This is a genomic window from Streptomyces sp. NPDC001787, from assembly GCF_040297465.1.
Lineage (GTDB): Bacteria > Actinomycetota > Actinomycetes > Streptomycetales > Streptomycetaceae > Streptomyces.
The window spans coordinates 54,073-66,654 of record NZ_JBEOZE010000018.1 but is presented as its reverse complement, the minus strand read 5'-3'; the positions used below and the strand labels follow the sequence as shown (position 1 = coordinate 66,654).

General features: G+C 70.1%; 11 protein-coding genes. 1 reads left to right on the top strand and 10 read right to left on the bottom strand.

What is annotated here, in order from left to right:
- Positions 1-311: 311 nt before the first annotated feature.
- The 6 genes from ABT170_RS23825 to ABT170_RS23800 all read right to left on the bottom strand — a co-directional run bounded on the left by ABT170_RS23825 (position 312) and on the right by ABT170_RS23800 (position 7,811).
- The gene (locus ABT170_RS23825; RefSeq protein WP_329946092.1) at positions 312-1,046 is read right to left on the bottom strand and encodes a Crp/Fnr family transcriptional regulator; all 735 of its coding nucleotides are present in this window, start codon (positions 1,044-1,046) and stop codon (positions 312-314) included.
- A gap of 192 nt (positions 1,047-1,238) precedes the next feature.
- Positions 1,239-2,384, bottom strand: a complete 1,146-nt coding sequence (locus ABT170_RS23820) for a methyltransferase domain-containing protein (protein WP_351870531.1) — start codon at positions 2,382-2,384, stop codon at positions 1,239-1,241.
- A gap of 127 nt (positions 2,385-2,511) precedes the next feature.
- A complete protein-coding gene (locus ABT170_RS23815; RefSeq protein WP_351870528.1) occupies positions 2,512-3,831 on the bottom strand; it encodes a dihydrolipoamide acetyltransferase family protein in 1,320 nt (439 codons plus the stop codon).
- Entirely contained in the window at positions 3,815-4,846 is a 1,032-nt protein-coding gene (locus tag ABT170_RS23810; RefSeq protein ID WP_351870525.1) for an alpha-ketoacid dehydrogenase subunit beta, read from the bottom strand. Before ABT170_RS23810 ends, ABT170_RS23815 begins: the two co-directional genes overlap by 17 nt.
- Positions 4,843-5,985 carry a thiamine pyrophosphate-dependent dehydrogenase E1 component subunit alpha gene (locus ABT170_RS23805; RefSeq protein WP_329946096.1) on the bottom strand — a complete coding sequence of 381 codons (1,143 nt, stop codon included), beginning with the start codon at positions 5,983-5,985 and terminating at the stop codon, positions 4,843-4,845. The genes ABT170_RS23810 and ABT170_RS23805 overlap by 4 nt, the downstream gene beginning before the upstream one ends.
- A 317-nt stretch (positions 5,986-6,302) precedes the next feature.
- Positions 6,303-7,811 carry an MFS transporter gene (locus tag ABT170_RS23800; RefSeq protein ID WP_351870522.1) on the bottom strand — a complete coding sequence of 503 codons (1,509 nt, stop codon included), beginning with the start codon at positions 7,809-7,811 and terminating at the stop codon, positions 6,303-6,305.
- Positions 7,812-7,914: 103 nt separating this feature from the next.
- Here ABT170_RS23800 and ABT170_RS23795 point away from each other — a divergent pair, with 103 nt between their 5' ends.
- Entirely contained in the window at positions 7,915-8,388 is a 474-nt protein-coding gene (locus ABT170_RS23795) for a MarR family winged helix-turn-helix transcriptional regulator (protein ID WP_329946098.1), read from the top strand.
- Here ABT170_RS23795 and ABT170_RS23790 read toward each other — a convergent pair.
- From ABT170_RS23790 to ABT170_RS23775, 4 genes are read right to left on the bottom strand one after another with little or no spacing between them, the layout of a single operon-like run.
- Positions 8,377-9,438: a TauD/TfdA family dioxygenase gene (locus tag ABT170_RS23790; RefSeq protein WP_351870519.1), complete on the bottom strand. Its 1,062-nt coding sequence runs from the start codon at positions 9,436-9,438 to the stop codon at positions 8,377-8,379. The two genes, ABT170_RS23795 and ABT170_RS23790, sit on opposite strands and share 12 nt — an antisense overlap.
- A 21-nt stretch (positions 9,439-9,459) precedes the next feature.
- Positions 9,460-10,410: a HesA/MoeB/ThiF family protein gene (locus ABT170_RS23785; RefSeq protein ID WP_329946100.1), complete on the bottom strand. Its 951-nt coding sequence runs from the start codon at positions 10,408-10,410 to the stop codon at positions 9,460-9,462.
- Positions 10,411-11,337, bottom strand: coding sequence for a hypothetical protein (locus ABT170_RS23780; protein WP_351870516.1), 927 nt, complete (start codon positions 11,335-11,337; stop codon positions 10,411-10,413). It abuts the gene before it with no gap.
- Positions 11,337-12,554, bottom strand: a complete 1,218-nt coding sequence (locus tag ABT170_RS23775) for an acyl-CoA dehydrogenase family protein (protein WP_329946102.1) — start codon at positions 12,552-12,554, stop codon at positions 11,337-11,339. The genes ABT170_RS23780 and ABT170_RS23775 overlap by 1 nt, the downstream gene beginning before the upstream one ends.
- Positions 12,555-12,582 lie beyond the last annotated feature (28 nt).

Below are 12,582 nucleotides of genomic sequence, written 5' to 3'. Positions count from 1 at the left end.
ATCACGCATGCGCGACGGGCAGTTGTCGAACTTGCCCGCCATCCGTCCCGCTCTGGTATGACCTCTCGCACGGGCGACCGATTACGACGTGTTGACACCCGGGCCTGCGCCTCGTGCTCCACGGGCGCCGGGCGGCAGGAAGCCGGACGCATCCGGCCGGCCGGAGCCCCGCCGGGCACCGAGGAGTTCACCGCGTCGAGCACCCCTGCCACACACCTCCGTACGGAGCACACCTCCGTACGGCGCGACTCGGGGCCGGGGCCCGCACGGAGCGACGCGGAGCCGGTCACGGGCCGCCCCGCGGCAGCCGGTCAGGAAAGGGAGGCCAGTTGGAGGTAGGTGTTGACCTTGCGCGTATTGACCGCCAGTTTTCGGTCACCGGTCATGTAGATGATGCGTTCGTCGCGGAAGTTCTTGAGGAAATACCCTATACGGGAGCGTGTGGTGCCCACCATCTCGGCAAGTTCCCCTTGCGTCACACGGCAGTTGATGCGCACCACGTCCCCGTTTCCCACGCCGGCCCGGTGAGCGAGCCGCAGCAGCGCCTCGGCCAGCCGCTGCTGACTGCCCATCGTCACCAACTGGGCGATCCGCTTCTGCTGTTCGTAGCAATTGCGCGCGAGGTGCTGCATGAACTGCACATCCAGCCCCTTGGCCGCGAGCGCCTGTAAGAAGTGCTCGCGCGGGAACCGGTGGAGAATCGTATGGGACGCCATGGCGACCGCGGTCTCCGTCCGCTCCCCCAGCACGAGACAGGACTCCCCGAACAGATCGCCCGGAAGGTGGATGTCCAGGAAGCAGGTCTTCCCGCTGCTGGTGAGGCCCAGCGTCTTCGCCCTGCCGTCGACCACCACATAGATGCTGCTGTCCCGCGCCCCGCAGGTGTAGAGGAACTGCCCCTTTTCCAGGCGAACAAGCGGAGCAACGAATCCCTCTTTGTCGAAATACTCTTTCACGCCCTCACAGAAATCATGCTCTACATTCATCCCATCCCCCGTGTCATTCACTCCGAACGGCCCACTCGCATGGGCGCGTTCAGCCTGCACGATATCCAAATATGCCCGTGCGCCGATGCGACGCCCGGAGGTTTTCCCCCTCGTGACCCATGACATCCGAATGGCCGCACAATTATGTCGGCACGATATATCTCCGCCCGGCCGCTCGCCGGGGGTGGCGGCATCCTGTCCGAATTCGGATGCCACCACCCCCGTGTTTTCCGGCGGAAGGGCCGGAAAGTCTCAGCGGGCCGGGAAACCGGTCCGACCGATATGCCCCGCGATGACGACCCGGTGCATCGGCGCGTCCAGGACCGCCACCATTTCCAGACCCGCCGCCGCGAACCATTCCTTGCAGGTGTCCAGGGAGTGGGCGTCCCCTCCGCCCGTCGCCAGCATGGAAGCGGCGAAGAGCATCGCGAAGCGGTCCTGCGGCGACTCCTCATCGTTGACGATCACCTGGTCGGCGATGCAGACGAGTCCGTCCGGGGCGAGCGAGCCGGCGGCGGTCCGCAACAGCTTCCGCCCGGACTCCGCGGTCTGCAGATGGATCATGTTGTTGAGCAGGATCAGGTCGGCCCCCTCCCCCCAGCCGCCCTGCCAGATGTCCTGGACCGTGCCGGTGAACCTGTCCTCGACACCGAGCCGCTTCGCCTGGGCGTCGGCCAGCGGCACGATGCGCGGAGCGTCGATGCCCTCCGCCCGCCACTGCGGGAAACGCTGGAGCAGCAGTTGTCCGTACAGTCCGGTCCCGCATCCGACATCGAGTACGGACACCGCCTCGCCGGCCTTCCAGCCGCTGTCCGCGAGGCAGTCGGCGAGGGTGTCCACGATCGGGGGTGCCCAGAAGTTGATGCCGGTGACCAGGTCCTCGTAATCGGTCTCCGATATCCCGTTCGCCAGGTCCTCCCCCGACTCGTCGCACGTGCCCCGGCGCACCGTCCGGGCCAGATCGCTCCACGCGTTCCACGCCACGTTCCGGTCATGGGCCATCTTGCCGACCAGGCTGAAGAAGCCACCCGGCAGTAGCGCCCCCCGACAGGCGTCGGGAAGTACGTAGCGCTGCGCCACGGCACCCTCGCCCGACTTGTCGACCAGGCCGTAGGCGTACAGCGCGTCGAGCATGACGCGGGTGGCCCGGCGGTCGGTCCCACGGGCATGCGCGACCTCGTCCGCCGTGCGCGCCCCGTCGGCGAGTTCGACGAAGAAGCCGAGGTCGTGGGCGGCCTCGATGATGGACGGTGCCCAGAGCGACACCAGGTGCTCGTACACCTGGTGCGCCGCGCGGATCTCCGAAGGAGCGGCCCCGTCCGCCGACAGCTTGGTGTAGTCGACGAGCGGGCGGACGCCGTCGTCTTTCCTGAAGGAGACGAGCGAAGGCAAGGGCATGGCAGAACGTTCCTTTCACCGAATGTACGGGGAAGCTCCTGGCGAGCGGCGGACCGGATCGCGGAGCGCTCGATGAGACGAGTGCTTCCGGTGGGAACTCCCGCGCCCGGTCGTGGGAGCGGGGGCATCAGCGATGGCGCAGCAGGAGGGCCGGCCGCTCCACATGGGCGGCGACGAATCCGAGAAAGGCCCCCGCCTCCACTCCGTCGCCCACACGGTGGTCGAAGGTGAACGAGAGCTGCACGACGTCGCGTGCGGTCATCTCGCCCCGATGGATCCACGGCCGGGGAGTGATGCGGCCGATCCCCAGCATCGCGGCCTGCGGATGGTCGAGGATCGGGGTGGCACCGTCGGCTCCGAACACGCCGTAGTTGTTGAGGGTGAACGTGCCGCCCGTCAGCTCGGCGGGAGTCAGCCTCCCCTCCCGGGCCGCTTGTGTGAGCCGGCCCAGTTCGGCGGCCAGGGTCTCCATGGGCATCCGTCGCGCGCCCCGTACGACCGGCGTCATGAGGCCGCGGGACGACTGCGCCGCGAAGCCCAGGTGGACTTCCGGGAACCGCACGATCGCGTCGCCCTCGGGCGTCACACGGGAGTTGAACTGCGGGAAGCGGTCGAGCCCCGCGAGACATATCCGGGCCAGCAGGGCCAGCAGGCCGATCCGGGGCCCGTCGGCCGTGGCGAGCTGCTCCCGCGCGGCGAGGAGCCCCGTGGCATCGACGTCCCTCCAGCAGGTGACATGCGGTATCTCGCGCCGGCTCCGGCTGAACTTCTCCGCCGCAGCCGCTCGTACGCCCCGCAGCGCAGTACGCCGCTCGGCAGGCTGTCCGGCAGGCTCCGACGCTCGGCCCTCGCCGTTCCTCTCGTTCCTCCCGTCCTTCTCGTTCCTCTCGTTCCCGCTGTCCCTCCCGTCCTTCTCGCCCGTCCCTTCCTTCCCGTCCTTGTCCGCCGCGATCGCCGCCTCGACGTCGTGGCGCAGGATCAGACCGCCGGGCCCACTGCCGGACAGGCCACCGAGGTCGACGCCGTGCGTCCGGGCCAGGCGCCGCACGACAGGGGAGATCACGTCCGGCGATGCGGGCGCCGGCGGCCGGCCGGCCGATGCCGCGCCCGTACGGCGTCGGCGTGCCGGGCCCGAGGTGCCGTATCCGACCAGCACCTGGCCCGAGGACTCCTCCGCCGCGGCCGGACCGGCAGGGTCCGTCTCCTCGACGGCCACCCGGATCAGCGGCCGGCCCACTTCGGCGGTCGCCCCCTCGGCGACGCACAGTTCGGCCACCACGCCCCCGTAGGGACAGGGCACCTCCACGCGGGCCTTCGCCGTCTCCACCTCGGCCACCGGCTGGTCCACGGCGACCGGGTCACCGGTCCGCACCAGCCACTTCACCACTTCCGCCTCGACCAGGCCCTCGCCGAGGTCGGGCAGCGCGAACTCACGCGTCGACGGCATGACGGCCTCGCTCCCCCGTCCGGCCGGCCGGCTCATCGCTCCACTGCAGCCGCTCCACCGCGTCGAGGATCCGGTCGGCGTTCGGCAGATGATGGGACTCCAGCATCGGCGGCGGATACGGGATGTCCAGACCGGTCACCCGCAGGACCGGGGCCTCCAGCCGGTGGAAGCAGCGTTCGGTGACCCGTGCGGCGATCTCCGCTCCCGCGCCGCCGAATCCGGCCGCCTCGTGCACCACGATCGCCCGCCCGGTCTTCCGTACCGAGGCGCAGACGGTCTCGTCGTCGAACGGGACGAGCGACCGCAGATCGACGACTTCCAGTTCGCGTCCGTCGGCCAGGGCCGCGTCGGCGGCCTCCAGGCACATCGGCAGCGCCGGACCGTAGGTGAGGAGGGTGGCGGAGCGCCCCTCCCGGCGCACCACGGCCCGGCCGGGCGGCGGCACTTCCCCGGGCCGGTCCTCGGACCAGTCGGCCTTGGACCAGTAGAGGCTCTTGGGCTCCAGGAAGACGACCGGATCGTCGCAGGCGATGGCCGCGCGCAGCAGGCCGTAGGCGTCCGCGACCGTGGCGGGGGTGACCACCTGGAGGCCCGGGGTGTGCATGTAGTAGGCCTCGGAGGAGTCGCTGTGGTGCTCGACCCCGCCGATCGCCCCGCCGTAGGGAATGCGGATGGTGAGGGGCAGCGGGAGCCGGCCGCGCGTGCGGTTGCGCATCCGCGCCACATGGCTGACCAGTTGCTCGAAGGCGGGGTAGGCGAAGGCGTCGAACTGCATCTCCACCACGGGCCGCAGCCCGTACATCGCCATGCCGACCGCGGAGCCGAGAATGCCGGATTCGGCGAGGGGCGTATCGGCGCAGCGGTTTTCCCCGAACTCCGCGGCCAGGCCGTCGGTCACCCGGAAGACTCCGCCGAGTGCGCCCACGTCCTCGCCCAGGACGTGCACCGCCGGGTCCTCGCGGAGCGCGTCGCGCAGAGCCGTGTTGAGGGCCTTGCCCATGCTGGTCCGCGTCATCGGTGCGTACCTCCGGCCGGGTCCTGCGACGCGTCGAGCCGGAGTTCCTCGCTCAGCATGTCGCGCTGTTCCAGGAGTTGACTGGTCGGCTCGGCGAAGACGTGTTCGAAGAGGTCCATCGGATCGAGGTCGGCGGGGGCGCCCAGCCGTCGGCGCAGCATCGCTGCCAGCGCGTCGGCCTCGGCCTCCGCCTTGTCGCGCACGGCCTCGTCCAGCAGCCCCCGCTCCTGGAGTTCGCGCTCCAGCAGGAGGACGGGGTCGCGCCGGCGCCACCGCTCGACCTCGGAGTCCGGGCGGTAGCGCGTGGAGTCGTCCGCGTTGGTGTGCGCGTCGATCCGGTAGGTCAGGGCCTCGACGAGGGTGGGGCCGCCCCCGTCCCGCGCCCGTTCCACCGCCGCGCCGAGAGCGGTGTGCACGGCGAGCACGTCGTTTCCGTCCACCAGTGTCGAGGGCATCCCGTAGCCCACTCCCTTGTGGGCCAGCGACGGGGCGGCGGACTGCTTGTGGAGCGGTACGGAGATGGCGTAGCCGTTGTTCTGCACGAGGAAGACGACCGGTGCCCGCTGGACGGCGGCGAAGTTCAGCCCCTCGTGGAAGTCCCCCTCGCTGGTTCCCCCGTCGCCGGTGAGTGCCAGGGCGACCACGTCGTCGCCCGCGAGGCGCGCCGCGTGGGCCAGTCCCGCCGCGTGCGGCAGGTGGGTCGCCAGCGGGGTGCAGAGGGGGGCGGTCCGGGTCTGACGGGGGTCATAGCCGTTGTGCCAGTCCCCCCGCATCAGCCCGAGGACCTGGAGGGGGTCGATGTCCCGCGCCACGACGGCGAGGGCGTCCCGGTAGGTGGGAAAGAGCCAGTCCTGCGGTCGCAGTACCTGGGCCGCCGCGATCTGGCAGGCCTCCTGGCCCGTGCTGGAGGGGTAGCCGGCCAGCATGCCCTGCCGGGTCAGTGTGGTCACCTGTTCGTTGAACCGGCGACCGGTCACCAGCCGGCGGTGGAAGGACAGGAGCAGGTCCGGATCCGCCCCGGCGGCCTGCTCGGTGCCCAGGACGCGAAGCGCTCTCACCTCGGGCAGCAGCGCTTCGCGGGCTCGTAACGCCACCGCGTCGGCCTCGTGCGGGTGGGTGGCGGTGTGGAGTTGCGTCATCAAAGAGTCTCCGAATGGTGTTTCCGGAACAACCTTTCGCTCCAGAGGAAAGGTGGGGTGGCTGCTCCGGCGGCAGGAACAGACTGCCAGCGGACATCCGCGCGGCGTGCTCAATGTTGAGCACTCCCCTCTGCCGTAAATGAGGCCTGCACCACAATGAAATGTGTCAATTTTCGCTACTGGGCCGCTGCGTGACGATCCATCGGCGACGTGCCGGAACCGCGGCAGCACGGACGCGAAGGGGCGGAGCGCGGCGGCGCCCCGGCCTCCCTCGCGCCGGTCCTTCCCGTACCGGCCCGCGCCGACGGGCCCCTCGCCTACGCGTCCGCGTCGGACCCCACCGGCACCGACGCGCCCTTGCCCGTGGCCGGGCGGGCCCGCGCCGGTTTCCGCGTACCGAGCACGAAGCCGAGGGCGACCAGGACGCTGACGCCCGCCACCCCCGCCAGTGCGACGAAGCCCCAGCTGTACCCGGCGGCCATCGCCTCGCGCAGCCCGTGTCCTTCTCCCACCTGTGTCGTGGTGTGTGCGGCGGCCAGGGTGACGACCGTGGCCATTCCCAGGGCGGCGCCCACCTGGAGGAGGGTGTTGAGGAAGCCCGAGGCGAGCCCCGACTCGGACTCCTCGACCTGCATCACGCCCATGGTCGTCAGCGACACGAAACAGGCGGGCAGTCCGAGTCCGATGACCGTGGTGCCCGGGAGCAGCACCGTGAAGTACGAACCGCTCGTGGGAAGGTCCACCAGCAGCAGCGAGCCGGCCAGCAGCAGTACGGAACCCAGCAGATACGTACGCTCCAGCCCGAGCTTCTTGAGGACCGCCGGAATGCCGAAGGCCATCAGTGTCGACCCGATGCCCATGCCCAGCATCCCGAGTCCGGCCTCCAGCGGGCTGTAGCCGAGCACTTCCTGCTCGTAGACGCTGACCATGTAGAAGACCGTGATCATGAGTCCGGAGGCCAGCAGCAGACCCAGGCCGCTGACCGTGAACCTGCCGATGGCCAGCAGCCGCAGCGGCATCAGCGCGTCCCGGGTGCGGAGCTGCACCACGGCGAAGAGGGCCAGGACGATCAGCGAGCCGGCGATCGGGCCGAGCGTCTGCACGGAGGTCCAGCCGTGCTCGGCCGCCCCGATCAGACCGTAGGTGAGCATCAGCAGTCCGGCGACGGCCAGGACCGCTCCGGGCAGGTCGAACCGGGGCCGGGCGGTGCCGTCACCCGGCCGCAGGGCCGGTACGAGTTTCATCGCGGCGACCAGGGTGGCGATGCCGATGGGCACGTTCAGCCAGAACGCCCACCGCCAGTCCGCCCAGTCGACCATGGCGCCACCGAGCACCACTCCGACCGTGCCTCCGATGACTCCCAGGCCGCTCCAGACCGTCAGAGCGATTCCCTGTTCCTTCGGCTCCCGGAACACGGAGACCACGATCGACAGCGCGGCGGCCGACAGCGGTGCGGCGCCGATTCCCTGGAGTGCCCGCGCTCCGACCAGGATCTCGGAGGACGAGGCGAGTCCGCAGGCGGCCGAGGCGAGGGTGAAGACGACCAGCCCGACCACGAACGCCCGCCGCCGGCCCAGGATGTCGGCGGCCCTTCCGCCCAGCAGCAGCAGGCTGCCGAACAGCAGGATGTAGGCGTTCATCACCCATTGCAGGCTGCTGGTCGACGCGTCGAGGTCGCGCTGGATGGAGGGTAAGGCGACGTTGACGATGGTCGAGTCGAGCAGCACGATGAACTGTGCGGCTCCCACCGCGGCGAGAATCAGCCAGCGTCGCGGATGGCCCTGCGCGGACGCCTCTCCAGGCGCCACATCTCTTGTCTCAGCCATCAAAGGCCTTCCCTTCTCAGCCAGTTGGGCCACACATGTGTGGCGTCGCACAGCACGGTAGATTCATGCGCACGCATGGGTCAAGCTGAGTTAGTATGCGCGGGTGTCGCAATCCCCCGATCTTGACGCCTGGGCCGGACTGTCCCTCGCCTACCACGACGTGTCGGAACAGCTCGACAGCACCCTCAGGCAACGCCATGAGCTGTGCATCAGCTGGTTCGAGGTCCTCGCCCAGCTCGCCGACCGGCCGCTCGGCATCCGTGTCTCGGAGCTGACCTCGAAGGTCACCCTCAGCCAGCCGCGGGTCTCGCGCATCGTGCTCGCGCTGGAGGACCGCGGCCTGGCCGTCCGGAACTCGGCGCCCAACGACGCCCGGGGCACCGAGGTCCAGATCACCGCGGCCGGCCGGGAGGTCTTCGCTCAGGCCCGCCTGACCAGCGAGAAGGTTCTGCGCAACGCCTTGCTCGGCCGGCTCACCGAAGGCCAGACCGACACCCTGCGCAGCCTCGGGGCCATACTGCGCGGGCCCGGCCCGGAGGTCACCGGCGCGAACCGCGCGGCCCGCTCAGAGGATTGAGGCGCACACCCTGGTACCGCGGTCACGCAGGACCCGGGAAGGACGCAGGTCCGCCACCGCGAAACACCTCCGCAGCCAGCGGTCACGGCCGTCGTACTTCGGCCGGAACCCGGTCCTGCCGTGCACCGCGACCCGGTTGTCGATGACGATCATGTCGCCCGGCGCCAGCACCACTCCGGCCAGTTCTTCCTTCATGGCCTCGTAGAGGAGCTCCAGAGCCTCCTTGCTCTCCTGCGTGGTTCCCTCCATCGCGTGGAAGTCGACGCACAGATCGGGGTCGTGCGGCGGCCCGCTCAGCACCGGCATCTCCGGCGTACGGCACTCCGGGCCGTCCCCGACGAACGAACTGCTGTACCGGATGCGGAACAACGGCCGGCCCAGCACCTGACGGCACCGCCGCGGGAGCCGGCCCAGGACGCTGCCGATGGACGCGGTGACCGTGCCGGCCACCCGGTCGTGATCGCCACGCAGGCAGTACAGACTGAGGAAGTCCGGCTTGAACGGATGGAAGCCGTCCTCGGTGTGCAGTTCGAGCAGCTGGCTCCCGGTGTTCTCCTGACGGGCCTCCGCCCCCGGCACCGGACAGACGTCCTGGATCAGGCTGCCGCCCTTCTCGTCGGCGTAGGAGATGGTGTCGCCGAGGACGCTCATGATGCTCAGCTGCGCCAGAGTGCTGACCGCGAGCGCCGGCCAGGCGGGCGGGGCGGGCACCCCCGCGGGGGTGTCGGGCAGGGCGCCTTCCACCGGGAGCCCCTTGATCAGAATCGCGCCGGAGCCGCTCAGGGTCCGCAGCTCGATGAGGCGGGTCAGCAGCCGGTCCGGCAGACCCTGCGCCGCGATCTCGGCCGCCGCCAGAACGCGGGGGTTGTCGAGCGTGTCCTGCACGTGGGCCGCGCGGATCCGGGCGGCCTCCCGTACGAAGTGGTCCAGTTCCTCCGGCGCCAGTGCGACTGTCGCCTCCGCCGGAATCGCGCGGTACGCCAGCACTCTCTCCTCCCCCGCCGTCGCCCTCCTGCCGTCGTGCTCTTCGTCATGCCGAAGCGGCCTCATGACGGATCTCCCCTCCTCGGGTCAGGTCGGTTTCTTTCCGAGCAGTCGCCGCAGCCGGTGCAGGGCCAGTGCCTGCACCATCCGGCGCGCTTCCCGCGGCCTTCTGAACAGCAGGGCCGAACTGGCCGCGGCGGGGCGTACCGCCCTGTGCACATCGAGGACCACTTCCTCCCGGACCTCCTCGCCGGCCAGCAGTTTCGCCACCATGTGTGAGGCGATCGACCCGAACAGCACCGCTGTGTAGGCGACTTGGGGAACGCTGTAGGTACGGTTCTCCAGATTCGGGCTCAGCTCGGCGAGCATCTCGGTCGGTATCCGGCGCAGCGGCACCATCCGGAAGATCAGCTCCCAGGTGCTCAGCCGGTCCAGATCCCCTTCGGTGATGACGCCCTTGAACGGCTTCTCGATCCTCCGGTAGTCGAAGTACTGGGCGTACAGCGCGCCGGCCATGTCCCAGCCGGTCACCAGCGGCAGCCGCAGTGCGGCCGCCCTCTTGTGCAGCTGGAACTTCGCCCGCACCCCGGACATCGTGGTGACGTCCACGCCGTCCACGACGATCTGACAGCTTCCGGCGAGTTCGGCGGCGTTGGCCGCCGTCACGCCCTCGGTGAAGACGCGTACCTCGGCATGCGGATTGACTTCCAGGATGCGTTCCGCGGCGACCTCCGCCTTGTTCCGCCCGAGGTCCCGGACCGTGGCGTGCTGCCGGTTCAGGTTGTTCAGCTCGTACTCCCCCGAGTCCGCGAGCAGGAAGTGCTGGACACCCATCCGGGCCAGCGGCACCACGGCCGCACCGCCGATCGAGCCGCAGCCCGCGATCAGCACGGTCGCCGTGCGCAGCACCTCCTGCTGCGCTCCGGTGACCACACCGGCGTTCCGGCGGGTGAGTTCGCCGTAGAAGTCCTCCGGGGCCGGTGGCCGGTCCGTCGCGTTCCGCGCGGCGGTCTGTGGTTCTGTCCTCAGTTCGGTCATCTAACCTCGTGCCTCCCTGCTCGCCGCGCGCTCCTCCATGAGCACGCGGATGGACCGGTCGTCGTCCGCGTCGGCGAGGTATCCCTCGATGGCGCTCATGTCGCCCGCGAATGTCCCGGGCAGCCGGGCCAGGAACGGTTTCGCGTGCAGGTCCGTGTCGAACAGCGGCCAGAACAGATCCGTCCTGGGCACGTTCGGCGGGGGGCCGTGCACGATGTCGAGATCGAGGCCCATGAGCTCCAGGTGCCGGAAGGAACCGCCTTCCTTCGCGTCCCCCGCCACCATGACCCGGCCGCCGGGGCCACCGAGCGCGAGCAGCGAGCGGCCCATGCCGGCCATGACGTGCCAGGGGATCCGGGTGGCGAGCACACCCCGGGGCATTCCCGCGGCGCGCAGCTGGCGTTTGGCCTCGTAGACCCGGTGTGTCGTCCGGCCCGGGGCCGCCGCCCGGCCCAGCAGGTCCAGGCCGTGGTCGCGCTCCACCGCCAGCCGGGCACGCGCCGGACTGTCCAGCGGCAGCGGCTCCGCGTCCAGCGACCCTGCCAGGAAGGTGTATCCGAGGATCTTCCCGGTGGCCGGGGACAGCGCGACGACATGGACGTCGTCGACGGGATGCGGCGGGCGCAGCGGCTCGTGGAAGGCCGCCAGCCGGTGCAGGTGGCTGCGGCAGACCCAGCCCCTTTCGAGGAACTGTGCGAGCCGGAAGCCCTGGATGCCCAGCACGTACCGCCGGGGCAGCTGGGACTCCCGTACCGCGATGGTCAGCAGATCGCCGTCGCGCGACTCCCGCAGGTACAGCGGCTGCCCGCCGACGGCGTCCGGCAGCCCGGCGAAGCTCAGCCGGCGGTGCAGCCGGACGATGTCCTCGGCGAACCGGACCGCCGAGGGGTGTGCCCGCGGCTCGGCCACCACGGCCGCCGCGGCCATCAGTCCTCGTCCTCGGTGCGGTAGATGCCTTCGGTGATCAGGATCGACAGGGCCTCCGGCGTGCCCTCGTAGATGCGGGGGCCGTAGGCGTCCCGCAGGACCTTCTCCATGCCGTAGTCCCGGACGAATCCGCGTGCGCCGATCAGGGAGGCCGCGGCGTCCGCGACGTCGATCGCCGTACGGTCCGCGATCAGTTTGGCCACGGCGGGCTCGTACTCCGGGGCGGGCATCTGGTTGTCGGCCTTGTTCGCGGCGTGCAGGTACAGCAGCCGTGCGGCGTCGACGCTCGCCGTCATCCTCGCGAGCTTTCCCGCGGTGAACTGGTGCTTGTAGAGGGGCTTGCCGCCCTGGATGCGCTCGCCGCACCACGTGATCGCCTTCTCCAGCGCGTGCCTGGCGATGCCGGTGGCGATGGCCGCGCAGGTGACGCGGCACATGTTGCTCTGCGCGATGTTGAGGTTCCAGCCGCCGAGTTCCCCGCCGATGACGTTCTCCGCGGGCACGACGGCGTTGTCGAAGACGAGCTCGCCGCCCAGCGCGGTGCGGTAGCCCATCTTGTCCGCCACCGGGCCCCGGGTGACGCCGGGCTGGTCCAGGTCGACGATGAAGTAGGTGAGTCCGGTCGAGCCGGGGTGGCCCTCCATGTTCGCCGGTACCGAGGCGAACGTGGCCACGGGCGCGTTGGTGATGAACCGCTTCCGGCCGTTGAGGACGTAGTGGTCGCCCTCCCGGCGTGCCGTGGTCATGGACCGGGCGTGGATGGCGTTGTCCGGCACGATCAGGTCCATGCCGACCAGTTCCTCGGTGACCGCGTTGCACGCGAGGACGGGCTTGTCACCGGTGAACAGCGGAAGGTACCGGGCCTGGAGGTGCGGGTCCCCGGAGTACAGGATCGGGGCCTGCGCCAGGCCGCTGCCGCCGAAGATCAGCGCGGCACCCGGGTCCGCCGCCGCCAGCTCCTCCATGACCACGGACGCCCCGAGCGCCCCCAGGCCGAGACCGCCGAACTGCGTCGGTATCCCCATACGCATCAGACCGAGGTCATGGCCCTGCTGCACCATGTCCCAGTCCATCTCGTCGTGCGCCGCCTGATCGTTCGTCACCGCACGGGGGAGGATGACGTTCTGGGCGAATTCACGGATCGTGTCGCGGTATTTCTCGACCTCCGCCGGCAGTACGTCGAAGTTCAGTTCCGCCGAGGGTGCAAAAGTCGTCACAGTTTTCCTCTTCTCGAATTGAGGCAGG

What these genes read in the sequence shown, in the direction of transcription:
- ABT170_RS23805 (WP_329946096.1), bottom strand. Translation starts at nt 5,985, where the DNA reads ATGACGCAACTCCACACCGCCACCCACCCGCACGAGGCCGACGCGGTG.
- ABT170_RS23810 (WP_351870525.1), bottom strand. Translation starts at nt 4,846, where the DNA reads ATGACGCGGACCAGCATGGGCAAGGCCCTCAACACGGCTCTGCGCGAC.
- ABT170_RS23815 (WP_351870528.1), bottom strand. Translation starts at nt 3,831, where the DNA reads ATGCCGTCGACGCGTGAGTTCGCGCTGCCCGACCTCGGCGAGGGCCTG.
- ABT170_RS23790 (WP_351870519.1), bottom strand. Translation starts at nt 9,438, where the DNA reads ATGAGGCCGCTTCGGCATGACGAAGAGCACGACGGCAGGAGGGCGACG.
- ABT170_RS23820 (WP_351870531.1), bottom strand. Translation starts at nt 2,384, where the DNA reads ATGCCCTTGCCTTCGCTCGTCTCCTTCAGGAAAGACGACGGCGTCCGC.
- ABT170_RS23800 (WP_351870522.1), bottom strand. Translation starts at nt 7,811, where the DNA reads ATGGCTGAGACAAGAGATGTGGCGCCTGGAGAGGCGTCCGCGCAGGGC.
- ABT170_RS23780 (WP_351870516.1), bottom strand. Translation starts at nt 11,337, where the DNA reads ATGGCCGCGGCGGCCGTGGTGGCCGAGCCGCGGGCACACCCCTCGGCG.
- ABT170_RS23785 (WP_329946100.1), bottom strand. Translation starts at nt 10,410, where the DNA reads ATGACCGAACTGAGGACAGAACCACAGACCGCCGCGCGGAACGCGACG.